24 protein-coding genes are annotated in these 24452 nt (G+C 33.9%); 14 read left to right on the top strand and 10 right to left on the bottom strand.

Features of this window, described 5'->3' with window-relative positions:
- The first annotated feature begins 17 nt into the window (after positions 1-17).
- The gene (locus EHE21_RS09390; RefSeq protein WP_194952524.1) at positions 18-617 is read left to right on the top strand and encodes a sugar O-acetyltransferase; all 600 of its coding nucleotides are present in this window, start codon (positions 18-20) and stop codon (positions 615-617) included.
- A gap of 52 nt (positions 618-669) precedes the next feature.
- Here the strand turns inward: EHE21_RS09390 and EHE21_RS09385 are convergent, their stop codons facing one another.
- Complete coding sequence (locus EHE21_RS09385) at positions 670-1437, bottom strand: GNAT family N-acetyltransferase (RefSeq protein WP_194952523.1); 768 nt, start codon at positions 1435-1437, stop codon at positions 670-672.
- 9 nt (positions 1438-1446) lie between these two features.
- Complete coding sequence (locus tag EHE21_RS09380) at positions 1447-2559, bottom strand: NAD(P)/FAD-dependent oxidoreductase (RefSeq protein ID WP_194952522.1); 1113 nt, start codon at positions 2557-2559, stop codon at positions 1447-1449.
- Between the two features lie 548 nt (positions 2560-3107).
- Here EHE21_RS09380 and leuE point away from each other — a divergent pair.
- On the top strand, positions 3108-3755 hold the full coding sequence (gene leuE, locus EHE21_RS09375) for a leucine efflux protein LeuE (RefSeq protein ID WP_194952521.1): 648 nt from the start codon (positions 3108-3110) through the stop codon (positions 3753-3755).
- Positions 3756-3836: 81 nt separating this feature from the next.
- Here the strand turns inward: leuE and EHE21_RS09370 are convergent, their stop codons facing one another.
- The gene (locus tag EHE21_RS09370; protein ID WP_228766761.1) at positions 3837-4859 is read right to left on the bottom strand and encodes a methyltransferase; all 1023 of its coding nucleotides are present in this window, start codon (positions 4857-4859) and stop codon (positions 3837-3839) included.
- Positions 4860-5191: 332 nt separating this feature from the next.
- On the opposite strand from EHE21_RS09370, the gene EHE21_RS09365 reads away from it, so the two are divergent.
- From EHE21_RS09365 to yqfB, 3 genes are all read left to right on the top strand, one after another.
- Positions 5192-5800, top strand: coding sequence for a DNA-3-methyladenine glycosylase family protein (locus EHE21_RS09365; protein WP_194952520.1), 609 nt, complete (start codon positions 5192-5194; stop codon positions 5798-5800).
- A gap of 77 nt (positions 5801-5877) precedes the next feature.
- The gene (ada, locus tag EHE21_RS09360; protein ID WP_194952519.1) at positions 5878-6726 is read left to right on the top strand and encodes a bifunctional DNA-binding transcriptional regulator/O6-methylguanine-DNA methyltransferase Ada; all 849 of its coding nucleotides are present in this window, start codon (positions 5878-5880) and stop codon (positions 6724-6726) included.
- A gap of 61 nt (positions 6727-6787) precedes the next feature.
- Complete coding sequence (gene yqfB / locus EHE21_RS09355) at positions 6788-7108, top strand: N(4)-acetylcytidine aminohydrolase (protein ID WP_194952518.1); 321 nt, start codon at positions 6788-6790, stop codon at positions 7106-7108.
- 58 nt (positions 7109-7166) lie between these two features.
- Here yqfB and EHE21_RS09350 read toward each other — a convergent pair whose 3' ends face one another.
- From EHE21_RS09350 to EHE21_RS09340, 3 genes are all read right to left on the bottom strand, one after another.
- On the bottom strand, positions 7167-8915 hold the full coding sequence (locus tag EHE21_RS09350; protein ID WP_194952517.1) for an ABC-F family ATP-binding cassette domain-containing protein: 1749 nt from the start codon (positions 8913-8915) through the stop codon (positions 7167-7169).
- Positions 8916-9287: 372 nt separating this feature from the next.
- Positions 9288-10463: an MFS transporter gene (locus EHE21_RS09345; protein WP_194952516.1), complete on the bottom strand. Its 1176-nt coding sequence runs from the start codon at positions 10461-10463 to the stop codon at positions 9288-9290.
- Between the two features lie 137 nt (positions 10464-10600).
- On the bottom strand, positions 10601-11026 hold the full coding sequence (locus EHE21_RS09340; RefSeq protein WP_194952515.1) for a helix-turn-helix domain-containing protein: 426 nt from the start codon (positions 11024-11026) through the stop codon (positions 10601-10603).
- A gap of 202 nt (positions 11027-11228) precedes the next feature.
- On the opposite strand from EHE21_RS09340, the gene ddlA reads away from it, so the two are divergent.
- Together ddlA and EHE21_RS09330 are read left to right on the top strand one after the other, a co-directional pair.
- A complete protein-coding gene (gene ddlA / locus EHE21_RS09335) occupies positions 11229-12329 on the top strand; it encodes a D-alanine--D-alanine ligase (RefSeq protein ID WP_194952514.1) in 1101 nt (366 codons plus the stop codon).
- A gap of 25 nt (positions 12330-12354) precedes the next feature.
- Positions 12355-12741 carry a VOC family protein gene (locus tag EHE21_RS09330; RefSeq protein ID WP_194952513.1) on the top strand — a complete coding sequence of 129 codons (387 nt, stop codon included), beginning with the start codon at positions 12355-12357 and terminating at the stop codon, positions 12739-12741.
- Between the two features lie 56 nt (positions 12742-12797).
- Here the strand turns inward: EHE21_RS09330 and EHE21_RS09325 are convergent, their stop codons facing one another.
- Positions 12798-13673, bottom strand: a complete 876-nt coding sequence (locus EHE21_RS09325; RefSeq protein WP_201161578.1) for a DMT family transporter — start codon at positions 13671-13673, stop codon at positions 12798-12800.
- A gap of 180 nt (positions 13674-13853) precedes the next feature.
- Here EHE21_RS09325 and EHE21_RS09320 point away from each other — a divergent pair, with 180 nt between their 5' ends.
- A complete protein-coding gene (locus EHE21_RS09320; RefSeq protein ID WP_194952512.1) occupies positions 13854-15188 on the top strand; it encodes a PLP-dependent aminotransferase family protein in 1335 nt (444 codons plus the stop codon).
- Positions 15189-15255: 67 nt separating this feature from the next.
- Here EHE21_RS09320 and EHE21_RS09315 read toward each other — a convergent pair whose 3' ends face one another.
- Positions 15256-16344 carry an alpha/beta hydrolase family protein gene (locus EHE21_RS09315; RefSeq protein ID WP_194952511.1) on the bottom strand — a complete coding sequence of 363 codons (1089 nt, stop codon included), beginning with the start codon at positions 16342-16344 and terminating at the stop codon, positions 15256-15258.
- A 550-nt stretch (positions 16345-16894) separates the two neighbouring features.
- On the opposite strand from EHE21_RS09315, the gene EHE21_RS09310 reads away from it, so the two are divergent.
- The 4 genes from EHE21_RS09310 (at position 16895) to EHE21_RS09295 (ending at position 20592) form a co-directional block, all read left to right on the top strand.
- Positions 16895-17272, top strand: a complete 378-nt coding sequence (locus EHE21_RS09310; RefSeq protein WP_228766760.1) for a lysozyme inhibitor LprI family protein — start codon at positions 16895-16897, stop codon at positions 17270-17272.
- A gap of 206 nt (positions 17273-17478) precedes the next feature.
- Positions 17479-18012, top strand: coding sequence for a carbapenem self-resistance protein CarG family protein (locus EHE21_RS09305; RefSeq protein ID WP_194952509.1), 534 nt, complete (start codon positions 17479-17481; stop codon positions 18010-18012).
- 217 nt (positions 18013-18229) lie between these two features.
- On the top strand, positions 18230-19030 hold the full coding sequence (locus EHE21_RS09300; RefSeq protein WP_088495578.1) for a MetQ/NlpA family lipoprotein: 801 nt from the start codon (positions 18230-18232) through the stop codon (positions 19028-19030).
- A gap of 278 nt (positions 19031-19308) precedes the next feature.
- Complete coding sequence (locus EHE21_RS09295; protein WP_194952508.1) at positions 19309-20592, top strand: cystathionine gamma-synthase family protein; 1284 nt, start codon at positions 19309-19311, stop codon at positions 20590-20592.
- A 66-nt stretch (positions 20593-20658) separates the two neighbouring features.
- On the opposite strand, the gene EHE21_RS09290 is transcribed toward EHE21_RS09295, so the two are convergent.
- Positions 20659-21216, bottom strand: a complete 558-nt coding sequence (locus EHE21_RS09290) for a GNAT family N-acetyltransferase (RefSeq protein WP_194952507.1) — start codon at positions 21214-21216, stop codon at positions 20659-20661.
- Positions 21217-21502: 286 nt separating this feature from the next.
- Between EHE21_RS09290 and EHE21_RS09285 the strand changes: the two genes are divergently transcribed.
- Positions 21503-22282 carry a helix-turn-helix domain-containing protein gene (locus EHE21_RS09285; RefSeq protein WP_227719010.1) on the top strand — a complete coding sequence of 260 codons (780 nt, stop codon included), beginning with the start codon at positions 21503-21505 and terminating at the stop codon, positions 22280-22282.
- Between the two features lie 132 nt (positions 22283-22414).
- The gene (locus EHE21_RS09280) at positions 22415-22951 is read left to right on the top strand and encodes a metallophosphoesterase (RefSeq protein ID WP_088495582.1); all 537 of its coding nucleotides are present in this window, start codon (positions 22415-22417) and stop codon (positions 22949-22951) included.
- Positions 22952-23063: 112 nt separating this feature from the next.
- On the opposite strand, the gene ydeE is transcribed toward EHE21_RS09280, so the two are convergent.
- The gene (gene ydeE / locus EHE21_RS09275; protein ID WP_088495583.1) at positions 23064-24251 is read right to left on the bottom strand and encodes an efflux MFS transporter YdeE; all 1188 of its coding nucleotides are present in this window, start codon (positions 24249-24251) and stop codon (positions 23064-23066) included.
- Positions 24252-24452: the final 201 nt, after the last annotated feature.

Genomic DNA, 24452 nt, shown 5'->3' with positions numbered 1-24452 from the left:
AATTTCGGAGTATTACAATGACAGAATATGAAAAAATGGTATCAGGCAATCTTTATCATGCCAGTAAAGATGATAGTTTAGAGCCACTTAGAGTAAAAGCGCGTGAAATTATTTATGATTTTAATATGACGCGACCTTCTGAGATTGAAAAAAGAAAGGCATATTTAAAACAGCTTTTAGGGAAAACAGGCAATAATTTCACTATTGAGCCACCATTTCATTGTGACTATGGCCAGTTAATTGAAATTGGCGAAGCGTTTTACGCTAATTTTAATTTAACGATATTAGATTGTGCATCTGTAAAAATTGGACACAATGTGATGTGTGCGCCTAATGTCAGCATTTTAACTGCAACTCATCCGATTGATCCTGAAATACGCAGTAGTGAACTTGAATATGCATTACCTATTACTATCGGTAATTCAGTATGGTTAGGCGCAGGATGTATTGTTTTACCTGGTGTAACTATTGGTGATAATTGCGTTATCGGTGCGGGAAGTGTAGTAACAAAATCTATTCCGGCTAATTGCGTTGCTGTTGGCAATCCTTGTCGTGTGTTAAGACAAATTAGCGATAAAGATAAACAAGATGCTGAGAAAAGGCTTAGCCTTTATTAATATAAAAAAATAGGCTCAACAAACATGATTGAGCCTATTCATATAGCTGCTTTTATTCTTTAATAAAGCTGAGATAGTTAAAGAGCGATTTAAAACCAAATTTACGGTATAGCGCTAAACCATCTGCTGATGCATCTAAGAAGCAACGTTCAACGCCTTGTTCACGGCAAAACTCTAAAACATGCTTAATTAAATGTGTCGCATAGCCATTACCTTGATAGGCAATATCTGTCCCAATATCATCAAAACGCGCTAATTTATCATGTATTGTTAACGTTAATGAAGAAACCGGCTGACCATCAACTAATAACGCGTAATGGAAGATAGCAGCGCCATTATCTAACGCTTTCTGGTGATAACGAATATACTCATTAACAATCGTATCATCACTATCATCTCCCACTGGGAATGCCGTTTTTAATGGATGAGCCCACTGTTCAAGGTTGTGATTGGTTAAAATAATATCGCAAGGATTATTTTTATAAGAAGGGAATACCGCTTCTGATAATGTTAAATACATTGCGGTTGTCATACCATCACCAGTATAACCTGCATTTTTTATTATCACTTCAAATTCAGGTAGTAATGATTCTGGTAATACCAAAATATGATCTTTTTTCTGCGATGTAAAAAGGGTACTGGCTTGCTGGAATGAGCTTTCTGTTGCGCCTTGGCGTAAATAAATAAAGTTAAAAATGGCAGCATCCATTGGTGTCATAAAGCAGTGAGTATGATCACCAATACGAATATTATTTTCACAAATTTCTGACCAAAAGGCTTTTTCTACTATTTTAAATTCTTTATACAGTTGTGCATCCATAATGGTTCTCTAGCTGAATCGTGATACGCGGTAAGGCGTTAATAGAGGTTCCGCTTTTTTGTAAATAAGTTCTAGTGCAACTAATTCACATAATAAAGGTGACAACGTCACGGCAGCGTGCATAGTAACAAGATATAATCCCTGATAAGGAGATATTTCTCCAATAATTGGCATTTCATCTTTAGGCATAGGTCTTTCACCAACAGCGACCTGTTTTATTGTTAGTTTACCTGTTTGTGTAAAATTATCATAAAAAGTCGCTTGTGCATGGCATGCAATACGCTCAGGGTGATGTTCATCACTATTATCAATGTAATCTTCAGCTGCAATAATCTCATTTTGAGCAAAGTGGCGTAACTCCATCTCTGGTGTGGAGATAATGCAAGGTAAAAAAGGGCGTTCTGCATCCGTCATTAATTTGAGTAAAATACTTGGCGATGAATATAACGGTAAATCAATACCTTTTTTAGATAACAACGCTAAAGCACCAACACCCGCTGTTAAAATAACATGGTCAGCATGCATTTTAGCTTTCGTTGTTTCTACGCCGATAATGCGATCTCCATCTTCTAATAAGCGAATAACTTCGGTATTAGCGTAGTATTTCACACCCATCTCTTGAGCTTGTTGTAATAACACTTTAATGACGAGAAGAGGATCGACAGCACCTTCATCACTCGCAAATGCAGCTAATTCAGGTGCTTGAGATAATTTAGGTACTTTATGAAGTAATTGTTCTTTATTTAATGCTTGAACATTAAAACCCGCTTGATGATGTGATTGAATAAATTGAGCAGTTTCTTTATCAGATGACATCCAACTTATAGCACCAGACCAATCAATATTCAGTTCTCCTTGTGTCTTTTTATCCAACTCTCGCCAACAATGAATAGCCTTAGCCCGTAATTGCTGATAAGCATCAGGACGACCGTAAGAGACATTTAGCCAAGCAAACGAGGTACTTGTTGCTCCGAGCCCAGCATTTGCTTTATCTAATAAGATAATCTGCATGTTACTCATTTTCGCAAGATACCAAGCTTGCATGACACCAACAATACCAGCACCAACAATAATAATTTTCTGTTGCGATTTTTGAGGTAACGATGAGGTATTTAAATCCATTTTATTCTCTTAAACTGTAATCAGGAGTAAGGGTGCTTCTTATGCTAAAAATAAAAAACAATATAGAATAATGGTTTTAGTAAATATAATCTTTTTTATCCTCTCGCTTTTCGTGCTAATTAACTTACTAAATACGCATAAAAACACTTATTTTTCATGAAATTAATAAATGAGACTGTTTTAATTTTAAAAGTAACATATCGCTCAAGATCACAAAAAGAATAATGAACCATAACACAAAACAAACAATAGGCTATTGCATCTAAATTTAAACCATAATGCAGTTTATAATTCCGCAAACAATGATTTTTAGTAGATGTTAAATCTGTATAATTTTTAATTTCAGCATCATACTATAACGCACATTCAAACTGGTTTTTTAATCTAAAATCAAACACAAAAAAAGACTTATAGGCTGCCTTTGTCACTAAAAAGCAGAGTAATTAACTTATCTTTATTAAGTATAAAGATTATTGTTTTACAAAAGAATTATTGTGGATATGATAGCTCACATATTCAGCATGTTATTTTTTTAAAAAAGGCGTCGTATGTTAGAAAGTATCGGTATTTCAAATATTTGGACATACCTTTTAGGCGTTATTTTTATTACTTTAGTACCAGGTCCAAACTCGATTTTCGTCCTTACTTCCAGTGCGAAGCATGGCGTAAAAGGGGGGTATAAAGCCGCTCTTGGTGTTTTTACGGGTGATGCATTATTAATCTTTTTGGCATTTTTGGGGGTTGCTTCATTAGTCAAGACTTCACCCGTCTTCTTTATTGTCATTAAATATGCCGGTGCTCTTTACTTAACCTATTTAGGGCTGAAAACGTTATATACAACGTTCCAAAAGAAAAAAGAGACTCCAGAGCAAGTCTCTGAAGTAACAATAAAAGCAAAAGATGGTCTTTATGTTAAGGCGTTATTTTTGAGTATGCTTAACCCAAAAATGATCATTTTTTATGTTTCTTTTTTCATTCAGTTTATCGATCCTAAATATGAAAATGCAGGTGTTCCATTTTTTGTATTGGGTGCGATTTTAGAAACATGCAGTATGCTTTATTTATCAATTCTTATTTTTGGCGGTGTTGCTATTACTAATAAAGTAAAACATAACAAACGGTTAGCTTCATTATCAAATAGTTGTATTGGTGCAGTGTTCTTACTGTTTGGTGCTAAACTGGCATTAACTGCATAATCTTTACCTATAAACTAAAAAGCCACTTTAAAAAGTGGCTTTTTTTTGCGATAAATAAATGACTATCTCTATCCCCATAGATTATTTAATAACGATTTCTAATATTGAATTATAGGTTTCTGTTTTAATCACTTTATTAATTTTTAAATCCGCTTTATCGAGTAAAGCAATAAATTCTGCCTCTGTACGCTCACCTGATTCAGGAAAAGCACACATACAGAGAAGATCCATATATTTCGCCATATCAGGTACATTCTTTTTAAAAATAACCGGTTCAATAATAAGTATTTTTGAGTTGGGCTTCATTGCTTTGCGGAAATTTTTAAAAATTTTAATAACACTTTCATCATCCCAATCATGGATAATATATTTAATCAAATAAATATCAGATTCGGGGTACTCTCCAAATAAATCTCCTGATATCAAACTCCAACGGTTATCATCATTTAATTCAGTTAACAACGTTCTTTCCAGCACATGGGGTCTATCAAATAATTGTCCTTTCAACGTCGGGTTTTCTTTTAATACATTTAATAACAATCCACCTAATCCGCCAGCAATATCTGTGATAGTTACATTTTCAGGAAATTCATAATGCTTAATAATGAAATAATTTTCTATCTTTGAAAGCGAGCTCATACCTGATTGAAAATCATGATCTTTTCTTACATTATCTTGCCAGTATTGATAAAAACTTATGCCATAAAGATTTTCAAAGGCAGGATTTCCTCGCACAGATTCAGAGATATCACCGACAGGACCCCACAGTGTCTCATTTGTCAGCATTAAAATGGCATCACGTAAGCTATATTCATGATCACTTAATAAAAAAGCACCCATTGGAGTAAGTGAATAACTTTGATTTTCTAATTCATAAAATATTTTCTCAGAGGCTAGCATTCTTAATATTCTATTTAATGCAGATGGTGATGAATTTGTTTTTTCTGCTAATTCATCAATATTTTTAGAGCCATTTTTTAATAAATCCGCGATATTTAATTTGACTGCAACTCTTAATGCGGCAGGAATAGTAAAGCTCATTGCTTTCTTCATTACTGCCAGCGCATCAGCTTTGTTTTGTAAATTAAGTGTATAATTTTTCATATTAAATCCTGTAATTACAGAATAACTAAGAATTGACCTAAGTAAAAATTCAAAAAATCAAATAAAGTATAGGTGGTAATTTCAATTTAGTATTTTTATATTCTTATAACTTTTTATATTAAATATAAAAATATAGTTTTTAAATGTAATGATATTTGTAATTTATTAATTTCTTCTAAAAAAAGAAATTAATTACGTTTTTTGTCGGATATTGCTTTTGTTACCTGAGATAAAAGGCAGAAAGTTCAGAAAAAAAGCAAGAAATGGAGTGCGTAGTACGCTTATTTTCACGTTATACTAAGATAAATATTCTATTTAAATTAAGTTAACTTATGCACTTTCAGTATGGCGAAACAGAGATAAACACATTAAAAAAACGCGATAAGCGCTTAGCTGAACTCATTGAAAGAATGGGAGAAATCAAACGTCCATTAACGCCTGACCTATTTACAGCATTAGTTAAAAACATTATTGAACAACAAATTTCGGTTACTGCCGCCGTAACCGTTAATCAGCGGTTGCTCAAATTATGTGAAGGTGTTTACACGCCAGAACACATCGCAAAATTATCAGAACAAGAGATACAACAGTGTGGCATGACAATGCGAAAAGCCGGTTATATTATCGGTATTGCTGACGCCGTTATTTCAGAAAAATTAAATTTAAATCAAATCCCTGATATGACAGATAAAGAGGTTATCGATACTTTAATTCAACTAAAAGGTATTGGGATTTGGACTGCCGAAATGTTATTAATTTCCTCACTTAATCGACCAGATATTTTAAGTTGGGGAGATTTGGCTATTCAACGCGGGATCATGCGTCTTTATCGTCATAAAACATTAGATAAAGTACGCTTTGAACTTTACCGAAAACGCTATTCACCCTATGGTTCTACGGCATCGCTTTATTTATGGGCATTATCTAAAGAGCCAGAATAATTGAGCAATAAACGGAGTTCTTTGTTCATTATGTCTGCCGATAATAGCCATAATCCCGCATTTAAAGGACTACCATAATGGAAAATAAACATAATCAACTTATTGAGCAAGCCTGCCGTTTTATTGAAAAAAATAACGGTGACGTGTCGCTTACCTGTATTGCAGAGCATGTTATGGCAAGCCCGTATCATTTTCATCGCTTATTTAAATCAACGATGGGGATCACGCCAAAAGATTATGCTAATGCTTATCGCCAAAAATTAATAAAAAAAGCGTTAGTTCAAGATGGCAGTATTACAGATGCGATTTATCAATCAGGCTTCAATGCTAATAGCCGTTTCTATGAGAATGCAACAGCAATATTAGGAATGACACCAACAAATTGGCGTACAGGTGGTAAGAATATTGCTATCTTTTTTGCTATTGCTCAGTGCTCCTTGGGAAGTATTCTTGTGGCGCAAAGTGAAAAGGGGATTTGCGCCATTATGTTAGGGGATGATGCCGAGCTATTATTAGAAGATTTGCAAAAACAATTTCCTCTGGCGGAATTAATTGGCGCAAATGAGGAATTTGAGCAAGTCATAGCACAAGTTATCGGTTTTATTGAATTACCTAAACAACCTTTATCTTTACCTCTTGATATCCAAGGTACTGTATTTCAACAAAAAGTTTGGCAGGCATTATTAGATATTCCTTTTGGAAGTACAATGACTTACCAAGAGATTGCCGATAAAATTGGAGCACCCAAGGCATATCGCGCAGTCGCTAATGCCTGTGCAGCTAATAAGCTTGCAGTTGCTATTCCATGCCATCGTGTTATTAGACAAAATGGTGAATTATCAGGTTATCGTTGGGGGATTGAACGTAAGTCTAGGTTGCTTCAGACAGAGGCATTAAATAACTCACCAACGGACAAAAAAGAATAAAATATAGTTATTGCATGATAAGATAATCAGCAAGTTATCAATAAATTTATGAGTCAATATTATGTCAGCAATACCAACAGAAATTACTTTTTTTGAACGTTTAATTCCTTCCATTCTTGAAGAAAAAAAAGTGATTACTATCCGTGATGAAAGTGAAAGTGATTACAAACCGGGAAGCATTGTTGAATTATTTGCTAATGAACATCGTACTCATTATGGAAAATTGAAAATTATAGCGGTATCGCCTTTACGTTATGACGATATCAATGAGTATCATGCACAACAAGAAGGTATGACACTTCCCGTTCTGAAAGCACTGATCAAAGAGATTTATCCGACAACCCAGTCTTTATATCTGATTGAATATCAGTTGGTAAAATAAGAATAACTAAAAAAGGATCACATTGTGATCCTTTTACTTAAACAAAATCTTGTCTATCTTAAATTAACTTAAGTGATTGCTTTAGCTGGTTAATCTCTAACTTCCATTGAGCCTGCAAAGCAGGTTTTTGATGATTAGTTTTACGCGCTAAATCAGCTTCTAATTTCTCTTCTAGCTCAATTAACTTGAAGAGTTTTTCATCATCATCATGATGTGAAATCAATGGAGCTGATGGGATATCCTGCAACTGATTAAGTTTATCCATTAGCAAAGCTTCTGACATTTCTTCTTCTGAAATAAGCTGGTAAATGGCTTCAATATCATGATGTTCTGTTAAAACACCGTTATGAATATACCAAAAACGATTACAGCTATTTTCAATCAACTCCCTATCATGGCTAACTAATAAAACACCTCCAGGAAATTGGCTAATCTGCTCAGCTAATGCCTTTTTACCTTCCATATCAATATGGTTTGTAGGTTCATCCAACATTAATAAAGAATAGTTTGCTAAACTCAAACCAACGAATAATAAACGCGCTCGTTCACCACCGCTTAAAGTACTCACTTTCTGCCCATGACGCGTATAAACAAAGCCAGCACTAATAAGTGCCATTTTTCTCTGTTCATCCGTTAATGGTGCAAAAGGTTTTAACGCATCAGAAAGGCTATCATTATCAACTAATTGCGCAATTTTTTGATCGTAATAACCCAATTCAACTCGAGGGTGTAGCTTTATTGCATTTTGTTCACTTATTTCAGCTAAACTTAGTGACCAAATCATCTTTAATAATGATGATTTGCCTGTACCATTAGCACCAATTATTGCTACTCGATCACCACTTTTTATACGCTGATTTTCAACAGTGTATAAAATAGGCGCATTTTCAGCAGGAATAACAGCGAGTTGATTTAATTCACAGAGTCTATCAGCTCGTAATGTTGTGCCAGAAAACTGCAATACCCATTGATTTCCAGCCGTCACTTCAGTTTGTTCATCTTTTAAACGAACAATATGTTTTTCCATCTGTTTGGCTTTACGAGATAAACTTTCGTTATCATAAACATGCCCCCATATTGCGAGTTGTTTCGCACTTTGGGCTATTCTATCTATCTCTTTTTGTTGCGCATCATGACGATGTTGTGCACTGATATCTTGCTCTTCTTGTGCGACTCGAGCTTGAGAGCAGGGTAACCGAAAGATAGATAGCGATTTATCACGAATGATCCATGTACAATTCGTCACGTTGTCTAATAACGTATTATCATGTGAAACCAGAATGAAGCTACCTCGCCACTGTTTTAAAAATGTTTCCAACCATAAAATAGTAGGCAAATCGAGGTGGTTACTTGGTTCATCAAGTAATAATAAATCAGGTTCAATAATTAACGCTCTCGCTAATAATAAACGAGTGTGTTGACCACCACTTAATTGCGAAACAAGTAGATCTTTTTCGTGAAGTTTAAATCCCATTTCACTTAGCAATAACTCGGCTCGCCAACCTTCAGATAATCTGTATTCTTCAGGTAATTTATGAAGTACAGCATCCATTAAAGTCATTGACTGTAATTCAGTAGGTAAGTGCTGTTCTATATATGCCATAACCGTTTGATTAGCGACAGAAATAGCACCTGAACTTGGTGATAACTGATGTGACAGTAATTTTAATAATGTACTTTTCCCACAACCGTTATAACCAATTAAACCAATCTTCTCACCTTTAATCAGTGCTAAAGAAATATCGTTTAATAATAAACCGTGATTATTATGGAAAGATAGATTTTGTGTAGATAATAATGTGCTCATAGCTTACTCATTTTTAGGCATAACAATGCCTTGGGTAATATCAAGCGATAACCCTGTAAGCTGAGGAGAGGTAATAGTTAACGTCGCTCAGGCAGGTTAACGCAGTAAAATACTGTGAGAGCCTGAGCTGTGGCGATTACCAAAGAAGTGTGAGTATTCAATAAGATCACACAAAAACATAATTAGCCTCCTTCATCTAAGTTTAAAAGTTAATCGGTAATGTAATTCTATCAAGATAGATTTCCGATATGCAATCCCGTAAGAAAAACAAAAGGTGTCATTTTGTGTGAAAGCCCGCTATTTAAGCGGGCTTAAGATAATTATGAACAAATAAAGAACACATTTTATTTGTCATCAATCTATAAGATTGCTCTATTGTGCTGAAACAGGTAAATGCTTTCGGAGTTTAATTGCTGTCAACAAAACCCCCGTTGCAACAGCAATACCAACAATATTAGTGCTTTGCCAACCGATTAAATAGAAAGCAATACCACCCGTAATACTTCCTAATGCTCCCAAGAAGAAAATCAAAAAGTCATTTGTACCTTGTACTTTTGCTCGCTCGTGAGATAGATATGTTTTAGATAGCAAATGCGTAGAGCTAATTAAATTCAAATTCCATGAAATACCAATTAAAACAAAGCTAATAAGGTAATGATAAAAGCTGTTACCTTGTAAATTAATACTTAATGCAATGATTAATAAGAGTATTGTAGTGAAAAAGAAGATTTTAATTCCAAACCGATGAATAAGTTGCCCAGTAATAAAAGAGGGTGCGAACATACCCAAAATATAACATTGGAATACAAAAGCAATTGTGGCAAATTCAAAACCATTTTGTTTCATAGAAAGTGGAATGGCACCAACCATATACACAACAACGCCATAGCCTAATGCGCTAACAATAGTCACTAAAAACAATAATGGTTGACTATATAATTGATGATAACTTCTTGGTTTTTCATCAATTTCAGTTTTTGTTTTTACACTCTTTTTCAGTGGAATTTTTAACAATAATCCAAATGCCAAAATATAAATAACACTTAGTGCCGTAAATGGCCCAATAAACGGATAATCTGTAAAAAATTGGCGTGTTGCAATGGCTAGAGTTGGTCCGACAATAGCCGCGACAATACCACCACTCATAACTAAGCCAATAGCTTTTGCATGCATATTAACAGGGGTTTCTTCAAGCGCAGCAAAACGATATTGTTGTGCTGTACCAATAGCAATACCCGTAAAATAAGTACCAAAAGAAAACAGCACTAAATTATGATAATAGATACCTGCAATAGATAATAATGCTCCGATTAACCCACCGATATTACCAATAATAAAACCGGCTTTACGTGAGTATTTCATCATAAAGTGAGCCATTGGAATGGTTGCTGAAATTATTCCAATATATTGGCTTAATAAGGGAACTGTTGAATAAATAGGATCTTTGGCTAATTGTTCACCGACAAGAACAGCAACAGAAAGCACTAATGCATTTCCTGTTGTGAAAAGAGCCAAAGAAAATGCCAGCCACCATACTGATTTAGGCATAGAGATCTCCATTGATGCGATAACTAGATTAAAGAGATACGCATCTTACAACTTGAAGTTAACTTCAAGTCAAGAGGGAAGTGAAGGTAATGCAACTGATTAATATTTAATAAGTTATTACATAATAGGAATGATTGTTATTTTTTATTTGTTCTTTTTTTCAAGCTTAAGGCTAAGATCTTTTGGAAGCGACTGCATTGAAAGTGATTCTCTTCGGGGCATACTTGAATATGTTCTAACCCCTTTTTAAGACGTTTAAGTTCATTGATTTTATTATCAATTTCTTCAATTTTCAGATGAACAACATTTCTATCTATTGTTGGTATCCTTTGGTTGGCGCTAAGTTGGGCTATTTCATCTAAAGAAAAGTGGGCTTGTTGTGCTAAAGAAATTAATGCCAAACGACTCAGAACATCGCGATGATATACACGCTTAATTCCTTTACGTCCTATCGAATTAATAAGTCCTTTTTTCTCATAATAACGGATTGCTGAAGAGGCAATACCTGTTGCTTTTACGACCTCAGTAATATCCATTTCAATCGGTTGTTTTACATCAGTCATGGTGTCTACCTTATACCAATAGAATTGTTGTCGTAATTGAGTCGTTATATCTTGAAATAGTGACGTTTTAACACTCTAAATCATAGAATTTCATCATTTTATCGTAATTTTTCGCAGATAAGAACTATCTACCTACATTGGGGGTTTTTATCATGATATATTGCTACCTATTCGCTATAGCTGTCCTATAAAAGGTTAGAAAATGAGTAAATTAAGAGTCGCTATTATTTTTGGTGGTAAATCCACAGAACATCAAGTTTCATTACAGTCAGCAAAAAACATTATTAATGAATTAGATCGAACGAAATTCGACCTTTGCTTAATCGGTATTAATGAACAGGGTCAGTGGCATGAATATTCAGAAACTGACTATTTACTAAATAGCGATAATCCTAAAACTATTTCATTAAGCAAACCTTTAAGAGCGGTTGCTATTATTCCTGGTAGTGTAAAAGGCCAATTTATTTCACTTGAAGATGGCCAAGCATTACCTCAAATCGATGTTGTATTCCCAATTGTTCATGGTGCGTACGGTGAAGATGGCACACTCCAAGGCTTATTACACATGATTGATATGCCTTATGTAGGGCCAAATATCATGAGTTCAGCAGCTTGTATGGACAAAGATATTACTAAACGCCTACTTGATGGTGCTGGGTTAGCTATTGCGCCATTTATTACTATTATGGCGCATCAAATTAACGACATTCCTTACAACGAAATGGTTCGTCAATTAGGACTTCCTTTATTTATTAAGCCAGCAAACCTAGGTTCTTCTGTAGGTATTAGCAAAGTTAATAATGAAGAAGAGTTTAACGCGGCATTAGAAATGGCCTTTGAATACGATCTTAAAGTGATTGTTGAAAGTGCGATTGTGGGTCGTGAAATAGAGTGTGCTGTTTTAGGTAATGAAGCTCCAGAAGTTAGCCCTTGTGGTGAAATCGTATTAAACGATGCTTTCTATGCTTATAACACAAAATATATTGATGAAGATGGTGCTAAAGTCGTTGTTCCAGCAGTCATGGATGAAAATACGAGTTTGCATATTCGCCAGGTTGCTTTAAAAGCATACCGTGTTCTTAATTGCTTAGGTATGGCTCGTGTTGATGTGTTCTTAACACAAGATAATCGTGTTGTAATTAATGAAATAAACACACTACCTGGTTTTACCAATATCAGCATGTATCCAAAATTATGGCAAAGTGCAGGTTTAGGCTATCAATCATTAATTACTAAATTAATTGAGTTGGCACTGGATCACCATAGAAAGACCGCTGTTTTAAAAACAAAGTGTGAGCTTTAATTAATATATAAAAAGTGAGAGCCTGATGAAAATTACACACCTTGACCATCTGGTATTAACTGTTGCTGATATTCAGATAACCTGTGATTTTTATCACCGTGTATTAGGCTTTGACGTTATTACGTTTAAAGAAGGGCGCAAAGCTCTCACTTTTGGTTCTCAAAAAATAAATCTTCATCAAGTGGGAAAAGAGTTTCTTCCCAAAGCGGCAAAACCAACCGCAGGTTCGGCTGATTTGTGTTTTTTAACACAAACACCGTTATCAGAGATTATTGAGCATTTAAATCAACAGGGTATAAAAATAGAAGAAGGGCCTGTTCCTAGAACGGGTGCAACTGGCGCTATTATGTCGGTTTATTTACGTGATCCTGATAATAACTTGCTCGAAGTTGCCAATTTAATTGAAGAGTAAAACACGCTAAATGTGGTTATTTAGCGTGTTTTTTAGTTTTAACTGTTTGATTTTAATTAGGCATATTTTCGTGAGCCAGCAACACAAAAAATAACGCCAATGGTTACTAACAACATTAATAAATTGACAGATTCATGAAGTAACACAGCAGCCAAACCTAATCCAAAGAAGGGTTGTAATAATTGAAGTTGTCCTACTGCGGCGATCCCACCTTGTGATAATCCTTTGTACCAAAATATAAAGCCAATCAACATACTAAAAATCGAAACATAACCTAGGCCCACCCATGCTGATACACTAATTGTCGTAAGCTCTTCAGGCATAAGAATAAAGCTAAGAATAAGCATTGGAGGTAAAGATACAATTAATGCCCAACAAATAACCTGCCAGCCGCCTAATGCTTTTGTTAATGTCGCACCTTCGGCATAACCTAAACCACAAACAATCACTGACGCTATCATTAATAAATCTGCGCTGATTGATGATGCTCCACCTTGAGAAATGGCATAACCCATCACCAATAAACTACCAATAATAGAGAAAAGCCAGAAAATAAGGCGAGGCTTTTCACCACCACGTATTACTGCAAAAATTGCCGTAGATAACGGTAATAAAGCTAAAAAAACAAGGGAGTGTGCTGAAGTTATTTCTTGTAGTGCAATAGCTGTTAATAATGGAAAGCCAACGACAACACCTAATGAGACAACGGTTAATGAAACCCACTGTCTAAATGTAGGTAGTTTTTCTTTATATAGCAGTAACATTGCTAAAGATAATAATCCTGCAATCGTTGCTCTCGCCGCAGTTAAAAATAAAGGATCAAAACCTAATACAGCTGCTTTTGTTGCGGGTAAAGAACCACTAAAAATCAACATACCAATAAATCCATTTACCCAGCCATTTGTTCGCTCTTTTTGATTAATTTGCTGCATACGATTTTCCATTTTTATTATGATAAATTTTAATAAAAAACAATTAATTACAGTTTCGCAATAGCAACAGATATATAAAAACCTATTTATATAAAACTTGTATCTACGATGTAACTTGCCGAGCTCCATCTTATGGAACACAATTATGACAATCAAATAATTGTCATGGATACAATCTCAATGGTTCAACCCCGTTATAAATCTTTAGTTGATAAATTGGCGAACGAGATCCGTATAGGAAAATTACTACCGGGTACACGTTTACCAACACATCGACATTTAGCCACAGAGCATAAAATGTCTCTCGCAACGGCAAGTCGTGTATACGCTGAGTTAGAAAGTATGGGTTTGATCATTGGTGAAACGGGAAGAGGGACTTTTGTTCGTGAGTTGTCGCTTCCGATAAATCATGGAATAGAAAATCCTACGGCAGCAGATATGTTGGATCTTAATTTCAATTATCCCTCATTGCCTATTCAAGCTGAATTATTGCGTACCGAGCTAAAAAGATTAGCGACATCAGGTGAAATCGAATCATTACTTCGCTATCAGCCACACAGTGGCAAATTGCACGATAAAATAGTAATTTCTCAATATCTTAAAAATAAAGAAATCACGGTTGAACCTGAAAATATTATTATTACTAACGGCGCACAACAAGGTATTGCGATTACATTATTAAGTACTTTTAAACCGGGGGATGTTGTTGCAGTAGATGCATTAAGTTATCCCGGATTTAAATTAGCAGCACTCGCTCATCATTTGGAAATATTACCTATTCCCATAACACCGTCGGGAACAGATTTAGATAAACTGGAAGATCTATGTAAAAAAAGGGCAATACGCGCACTTTATTGCATTCCTACACTGCATAATCCAATGGGATGGGTATTAACACTAAAACAGCGACAACAATTAATTGCTTTGGCGAAAAAATACCATTTTATGATAATTGAAGACGCGACCTATGCTTTTTTAGTTAAAAAAGCACCACCTGCAATTGTTGTCTTAGCACCAGATATTACATTTTACATTTCAGGATTTTCTAAAAATATAGCATCCGGGTTAAGAGTCGGCTTTATTGTTGCTCCCAAAAACACTATTTCATCGTTAGAACGAGCAATGAGAGTAACGACATGGAATACACCTGCATTAATGACTTCAATTGTCTGCCAATGGGTGAAAGATGGCGTTGTTGATAAGCTAGAACGTTTATTACGTAAAGATGCACAGCAACGACAAAAAATAGTGAGTGAAATATTTGAAGGGCTTTCTTATATTCATCATCCAACTTCCTATTTTTTATGGATCCCTTTACCTGAAGATGTTAGGGCGGATAAAATCGTCGCTTCATTACATCAATTACAAATATCTGTTGCGACCGCTGAGCCTTATGCCACAACAACCAATATTCCTCATGCCATTCGTATTGCATTAGCTTCAATTGATATTGATTTATTGCGTGACGCATTAAGGAAAATTAGAGAGGTTATTGAATATCAAATTGATTTATAATGTAATTTTTGAGTTTCTCACACTTTAACGCCTAAAGAGTTGTTCTGATTTAGGCGTTATCTACATTTTATTTTAAATTTGTATCGCTACTTTCACATTTAAAATCAACATAATGAGAAGATATTATCCCATCTTCAGTGATCCACGATGTTAAGTAATTTAAAGCATCTGAGGAATAGCTATCTCGCCCTTGATAAATAAAAAGCATCTTTTTCCACCAAGGCCATTGATTTTCTAATTGATAGTTAAAGAAAGGCGCTTTTAATAAGCCATGAGAGGCATTAGGGAATAGGGTGACTGTTTTATCTACATGATTTCCTAATAGATTTTTATATAAACATGCATTTTTTGGTGCATCTACATTAAGATCTAACTCACCAAACATAGCCAGTACTCGTCCATTCATATGAGGTAAATCTTTAGATGAATCACTTAAATAGTTTTGGATAACAAAATAGAAGCGATCATCAGACATATCTCCCTGCGCTGAAATATCATGACTGCCATTAACACCAAATACACGATCATCTTGTTGCAGTTGCTCTGAGACTCTTCGAGTAATTTCCTTATCACCAATATTGTCGGCTTTTAAACGTACTTGGTGATAATAAGCGCCTTGAGCTCGCCAATTTACAGCTCCACCGATAATAACGGAAAAATCAGGTTTAGAATGCGTAGCTGCAATAGGGATAACCCATCCAGCCTGTGAAAATCCTAAATAACCAATTTTAATATCTGTATTTATAAATTTGTCTTGAATAACCTGTAAGGCTATTTGTGCTTCATCTGCTCTATCTTGCATAGATTGAAGCAACCAATTTCCTCGGCTTTCGCCCACACCAGCTTTATCCCATGTATACACACCAATACCAGCATCCAACAAGCTATTAATTAATGGCAAATATCCACTATTAGAAAAGCGATCTTGAGCGCCATCGCCATGAACAAAAATAGCGACAGCTTTTATGTTGTTCTGATCCGGTAAAATTAAGGTTCCAGATAAAGTATCTGTTTTAGAAACAAAATTAATCGGTGTTATCACTGATGCATGATTATCCAATTCAAAATCAGAATATTGACCACGACTAATGATAATCACAAAAATAAGTATAATAAGCCCTGAATAAAACCAAATTGATTTGAAACATTTTTTCATAGCTTGAAAAATCCACGATGGGTACAGACCCGTGAGTATTATAAATAAACCATTTATGACCACATTTATATAATATGTACTAATTAGACTGATTAGTCTAATTAATTGAAGTAATTTTATTAAAATTTGCTTAAATGGAAACTGGTAAGATGAGTTACTTATTAAAGTAAAATTGATTAGATATTTTTAATAAAAATATTTCAGTACGAAAAAAATAAACAAGAGAATTTGACTACTATTTTGCTTAGTATTTTTGTAAATGGCACTTATTGTTAAATAAAAAAGATATTGAGTTATCATTTTTTTAAATTTGTATTAAATAAACATTTTTTTCAAACAAAATATCAGTACAATTACTCAAGGTTAAATGTTGTTATCTAAATTTGATTATCTAAAATAGAATGCTTTTGTGTTGTTTTCACGTAATTGTCATATAAGAAATATTGCTAAACTGATAAAGAAATTACTTTGTTTTTATCTTTTAAATTAAGTGGTAAAGGAATGAAGTAAATATCTTTAGCGATATTTTTAATCAAAAATGGACGGTGTGATGAAAAAACTTATCTTATTCGGTGCGATATCTGGCGGTATACTATTTTGGTCTATACATTTACAAGCAGATAATTTTGATTGTCGAAATGCGGCGACTCAAACTGAAATTAATCAATGTGTGCATCAAGATTTTCAGCAAAAAGATGAAGAACTTAACCGTATTTATCAGCAATATTATGCCAAATTAGATGGTGGTCGAAAAGATCAACTTAAGCAAGCACAGTTGGTTTGGATTAATTTTAGAGATCTCTCTTGCCAATATGAAGCAGACTATTATCAAGGAGGTAGTTTGGCACCAATGGTATATAGCAGTTGCTTAAAAGATAAAACAAAAGAAAGAATTAGCGATCTTAAAAATTATATTGCTCTATATTAAAGCTAAATATTAAATCTAAAAAATATAAATATTAAAAATATATTCTTTTTATAATAGTCAAATAAGTATAGTTATTAGCATGAAAATAATTTATACATGATACAATTGTAAATTTTGTATTATTTTGAAACATAAAATGCCTTGACTAATCAATGCTACAAAGTAGTCTGATGCACAAGTAATAAGCAAAAAAAGAAGTGAATACAATGAATAAGATATTAAAAATTGGGCTAGGATTACTTTTTTTATCGCTACCATTTGCTTCTGCATCAGCAGATATTAAACTCGAATATGGAGTAAATCTTATCGATTTTAATGGTGATGGTGTTCTTGATGTCGTTGTTAAGTCTATACGACCATTAAATGATTCAACATCTGTTGATATGGTAACTGTTTATATCAAAGGAAGTGATCAAAAGGTTTATATTGTTCCGTCCATATATGCTAACGCTTTGAGTCTTTATAACAATAAGATTAAAGGTACAGATATCACCATCTCTGATTTCAAATTCATTGAGAGAAAAGACCACGTTGTTTTGTTAAGTGCGGAAAAAGTAGGAAACAACTTACAAAAACCTACACCAATTCGTTTCTCTAGTTATTCTATTTTAGAAAATAAGAGAGGTGATGAAATTCAGTTTAAATGGCAATTTAATAACTATTGTGTCACTGAGTCATCCTATCTTAGCGCTGAAGATGCGTATTCTGATAATTGCATAAACACAATTGTTAATGAATAAATCTACAATTAAATAACAAACACATCATAATATGACGTGTTATTTTTTTGTTTTATAAAACAATGTATTGTAAAAATATAAACAATATTCCTTTCTTTATATGCACTGGGTACTTGTATCATTTCTTGTTCCTTGTTATTAATCTACTGTTAGGATATTTCTTAATCAAAATGATTTTTATGGCGCTGTTTTATCGAAGTCTGTTTAAGAGGGAGATATGAAGGAAATTATTACAGGTTTACTTCTAGCCTCAATATCACTATTTACTGTATCTTGCTCACAAGAAGATACACATAGAGTAAAAGTGGCAATTAATACAGGGCCTGATCAAGTGATTTGGGATGAAGTTATTCGTTTAGCGAAATTAACTGAAGGGTTAGATGTTGAGATTGTTGCTTTCAATGATTATGTTCAGCCTAATAAGGCATTGAACGATAAAGAAGTTGATGCAAATGCGTTTCAATCCATTCCTTATCTTCAATCTCAAATGAAAGAGCATGGCTACCAATTTCATATTGCCAGTAAAACGTATATCTTTCCTTTAGCCGCATACTCTAAAAAAATTAGCGATATAAATGAATTAAAACCTGGTGATGTCGTTGCAATTTCAAATGAAGTTAGTATGAAAGGGCGTGCACTTTTATTACTAGCAGAAAATCATCTTATTACTCTTAGCGATAATGTTGGTTTCACACCAACAGTAGACGATATTATCTATAATCCAAAAGAAATCACTTTTGTTGAAGTCGATACGCCTAAGCTCACTGAAGCATTAAATGATCCAAGTGTCACAATGGCTATCATCAACAATAACTTTTCATCTCAAGTGGGACTAATTGCGACTCGTGACGGGTTGATCTTAGAAAATAAAAACTCACCTTATGCTAATGTTATCGTTACGCGTGAAGATAACAAAAATGATGAAAATATAAAAAAGCTGATTTCAGTTCTGCATTCAAGACAAATAGAGTTAAAATTCAAAGAAATGTATAAAGGTGATGCAGTCAGAGCTTGGTAATATTCCTTAACTTAAAGGTAAAAAGAGACATTTATTCTTTTTATCTTTAAGTTCATCCTGTTTTTTCCTTTTTTAACTAGAATAATCAACTTTTATTTAGTCAAATTACCTTGATTAAATACTGCTCAATTAATAGAACTTTTTATTTAAAGTTATTTTTATACTTGAATTCATTATGTTTATATAACTACTGGTTTTTATTCTATATAAAACATTCTAACAACATGAATTTTTTTCAGTATGATAAAGATCCTTCATTAAACATAAGAAATAAAAAAATGACTGACTCTCAACTGAAAAAACAATATATCGGCGAGCATAAACTATCCCCAGAAACACTAATGATGAGTTATGGCTATGATCCATTACTCTCTGAAGGTTCAGTTAAACCACCTGTATTTTTAACATCTACCTTTATTTTTAAAAGCGCTGAAGAGGGTAAAGACTTTTTTGATACCGTAAGTGGTAGAAAACCTTTGCCTGAAGGCGAAAAAGCAGGTTTGGTTTATTCTCGCTTTAATCAGCCTAATAGTGAAATTGTTGAAGACAGATTAGCTGTTTATGAAAATACACAATCTTGCGTATTATTTTCATCAGGAATGTCTGCAATCACCACAACATTAATGGCATTAACACAGCCTGGTGATGTTATTTTGCACTCACAGCCACTTTATGGTGGAACCGAGACTTTAATAGCCAAAACACTGGCTAAATTTGGTATTCAAGCAACACCATTTACTGATGGACTTAATCTTTCACTTATTCAAGAACAAGCAGATAAAGCCCGTCAAAAAGGGCGTGTATCCGTTATTTTTGCAGAAACTCCTGCAAACCCAACTAATTCCTTAGTAGATATCGAAGCATTAAAAAACGTTGCTGACCAATTAGAAAAAACACAAGGCTATCGTCCTATTATCGTTTGTGATAACACATTGCTTGGTCCTGTATATCAGCATCCAATAGAACAAGGTGCTGATATTTCAGTTTACTCTTTGACTAAATATGTGGGTGGACATTCAGATTTAGTTGCAGGTGCTGCAATGGGCTCTCGTGAACTTATTAATCAAATCAGATTATTAAGAGGAGCAATAGGGACACAACTTGATCCGCATTCTTGCTGGATGCTAGGTCGCTCTTTAGAAACGTTACAAATTAGAATGGAAAAAGCCAATCAGAATGCGTTATTAGTTGCAGAATTTCTGCGTGACCATGAAAAAGTAAAAGCAATTCACTATTTACCTTTTGCGGATAAAAATTCTGTTGAAGCTCAGGTTTTTGCCAAACAATGCACAGGTGCAGGCTCCACTTTTTCTTTTGATATTGTGGGCGGAGAAAGTGAAGCTTTCCGTTTTCTTAATGCAATGAAAATTTTTAAACTTGCAGTAAGTCTGGGGGGAACAGAATCTCTAGCTTGCCATCCGGGTTCAACAACGCATTCAGGTGTACCAATGACATTACGACATAGCATTGGTATTCAAGACACGACAATTCGTTTATCTATTGGTATAGAAAATCCACAAGATTTAATTGCTGATTTATCCCAAGCATTAGCAAGTGCTTAATTAAATAGTCGTATTAATATTAAAAAACACCAGATAATGTGAATTTCACAGTCTGGTGTTTTTGTTTTAATAGGTCTGTTTTTGGATCTCAACCCATTCATCTTTAGTTAAGCGGCAAATATTTTCAACTTTCACTTCATCTAAAAATTCTGCGTATTGCTCTTCAATAACGTGATGAAATTTAAATCCACATTTTTCTTGTGCTTTTTGAGATTTCTCATTATCAGCGAAGTAACCACACCATAAATTATCTAATTCCAGTGTTTCAAAACTATGCCGACTAATTTCTTTTACAGCTTCAGGTATTAAACCTTTACCCCAAAATGGAACACCAATCCAATAAGAGACTTCAGCATCATTATCTCCAATTGGGAAATTACTCTTATTTGCGAAAGATAATCCAACCAAACCAATAGCTTGATCATCATTAATTAGCGTAACGGCGTAAACTTCGTCGCGCATAAATATAGTACGAATAATTTCGGCACTTTCTTCAACACTTTTATGTACAGGCCAACCTGCAATTGGACCAACACGTTCATCTTTTGCATATTGATACAAACTTGACGCATCAGAAAGTTTCCAAGGGCGCAATACAAGCCTTTCTGTTTTTAATGTTTTCATTTCAATAACTTCTCTTAATTTTTTAATATTCTGCAATTTATCTTACGTCTTTAAGATGTGTGTATTCTAAAGAAAAGAGATAAAGAACCGAATGTCATAAAAGAGGTAAAATCGGTACTTTTGACAACTAAATAAAAGGAAATAGTTGTTATTAAGTTCAATATCGTCAAATATAAAAACAGAAAAGCACTAGAGAAAAATTAAAAGGGGTTATTTGATTATGCTGAGTCAAGTGTTGTCACAACTTAATGCGTCATTACAACATGCCATGATTGGTGAAAGTAATATGACGAATGAAACCGGTTACCCTTTACCACTCTCCTATATTGTGGTTATGATTTGTTTAGAAGGTAGAGCAATAATTAATATAGGTTTTCAAAAACAAGCGATAAAAGCGAATGATATTCTTATATTAGGCGATGATATGATGACAGTTTTGAGTCAGAAATCGGCAAACTTTCGCTTATTTTATTGTTTTCTCGATAAATCTTTTGCCTCAGAAATTGCTTATTCTCTTTCTAATACTTTATTTGCTTTTCTCCATGAAAATCCTGTTTGCCACCCACAAAAAGAGCAATATGAAGCCTTAAACAGATGGACTCAACAACTAAAATATATAGATAACAGTTATTCTGAACACAGAAAATTGATGTTAAAAAATCACTTACAAAATCTCTTTTTTGCTATTACTGAATCAATACCCGCACATTTTTCTATCGCCAAAAAAGAATTCAGCCGTAAAGAAAAGCTTTGTTGGCAATTTTGGGAATTGATTGGAAAACATTGTTTAGAGCATAGAGAGGTGGCTTTTTATGCAAATAAGCTTAATATTACACCGTTTTATTTATCACAAATAACAAAGCAATTTTTTAATGATGCCCCTAAGACCTTGATTAATCGTCAAGTTACCCTTGAAATAAAAGCATTATTAATGCACACTTCGCTTTCGGTAAATGAGTTATCAATAAAACTTCATTTTGATGATCCCTCTTATTTATGCCGATACTTTAAAAGAGAAACAGGTAATTCTTTATCTGGTTACCGCAAACAACATCAACGACAATAAAACAGATGATATTGTGCTTATTGTTTAATATTTAACTAAAGGAGGAAATTATTTTGAAAAAATATCACTATACAGACCGAGGGAAAATATTTTCTTAAGGTTAAGGTTTTTATTACTTATTAAGAATTTACTATGATTTATTTTACTTCTGATACACATTTTTGCCATTCAAACATCCTCAATCTTTGTGATCGTCCATTCAATAGTGTTAGCCATATGAATGATACTTTAATTCATAATTGGAATGCTTACGTCTCTGATAATGACGAAATCTACATTTTAGGTGATTTTCTTTATCGAGGAACAGGGCGAGATGCTAATCAAATCTTGCGCCGATTAAGGGGTAAAAAGTACCTTATCCGCGGAAATCACGACAAATTTCTAGACGATCCTGAATTTGATGCATCTGTTTTTGAATGGGTAAAAGATTATTTTGAGTTGGATTATAAAAAAAGAAAAATTGTGATGTTTCATTACCCTATATTGGAATGGGCAGGTTTTTTCCGTGATTCTATTCATTTATATGGCCATGTTCATAATTCACAAAAAGATCCCTCTCAACGTAAACGTTTAGATGTTTTAGGAAAAAACGCAATTAATGTCGGTGTCGATGTGAATGACTTTTTCCCCATTAGCATTGAAACCATACTAAAAAGAACATCTAAATAACCTTATTAATTAGCAGTAGCGAACTACTCGCAAAAGAATTCCATATAAAAAAGACATCCATTGGATGTCTTTTTTGTTTATGTTAATTAGTCACCAAAATTACAGTGCTATATTACAGTGCTACGGCTCTTTTTTGACTTACATTCATTCCTTGGATCATACAAAACCAAGCAAGACCGCAAATTACCATTAAAATCGCAAATAAAGAAATAGGAGGGAATGAAGTCAGAATAAAACCACTGGCTAATGGGTTAAGTGCAGCACCTAACCAACCTAATGACTGAGCCGAAAAATAACTTGCTTTCATTCCTAATGGTGCAATGTTATCAATCATCATATACTCACCAGGTGCATAAATTAATTCACCCAAGGTAAATACAGCGATAGCTAATGCCCAAAAGATTAAATTGTTGCCTGCAAACATAAAACCAAGTAAGCCCATCATAAAAAATAGCGTACCAAGCGTCATTAATTTACGTAGTCTTTCGGCTGTAACATGTTTACCGACAATATATTGTAGAGAGACGACAATGGCAGCGTTTACAGGTAATACAACCGCAATAACCGACTCTGCTAATTTTGCATCGTAAACCACTAAAATATATTGCGAAATACATGACGCAAAAGAGCCAAATGTTAATGTACCGAAAAAAGTCGAGAGCACAAACCAACTTAATGCTCTGTCTTTTAGCATTATTTTCGGTTCCCATTTCACACTATTTTCTTCACCAACATTTATTGCTTTAGAACGCTGAACAAATAACTGGATCATAAAAAGTGGAATACTGGCAGAAATAGCAGCAAGCCAGAAGGGTAATTGAGTTCCGTACATTAATAATAAGGTGCCAATAGGCGGACCAACCGTCCACCCCATATTAATAAAGGTATAGTTTAGAGAGAATATTTTAGGTTTCGCTGAAACCGATAAAGTTTCAGAAAAATAGGCCTTTAACACAGTTGAAAATACTAAATAAGAGCAGTTAATCACCGAGAAAAAGATAACCACTAAAACAGTGCTATGAACCATAGGTATTGCGGCAAAACCAAAGATAAACGTTATAATAGATAGAAGCATATAACGTTTTTTCTCAAATTTATCAGCAAGCATCCCAAAGCCCAGGCTGAAAAAAATACCCGTTGTTAATGCAATAGACATAGCAATGCCAATATCATCAACCGGTAATTGATACTCCCGCGATAAATAGATCGCCATAAACGGTAATGTTGCACCTCTTCCTATCGTAAGAAGAAGTGATGAAAATAGCAGTGCAGTTGTTGATCGTGTTTTTTTTGAGAACATATTATTTTTTTCTAATTATTTGTATTTTATGGAGTGTTTTATCATTCGCGCGATTTTTACGGGTGAAAAAAGAACAAATTCGCACTGTGTATTAATACATGACTTAGTAATTTCTGTATAGCTTAAAGTCAGAGAAAAAGCTCTTTTTGATCTTGTATTTTTTCTTACTGATCTCGCTGTAATGTTTAATTATCCCATTTT

This window comes from Proteus sp. GOKU (assembly GCF_015475555.1).
In the GTDB taxonomy this organism is placed as follows: domain Bacteria; phylum Pseudomonadota; class Gammaproteobacteria; order Enterobacterales; family Enterobacteriaceae; genus Proteus; species Proteus mirabilis_B.
This window is presented reverse-complemented; position numbering and strand designations above follow the sequence as displayed.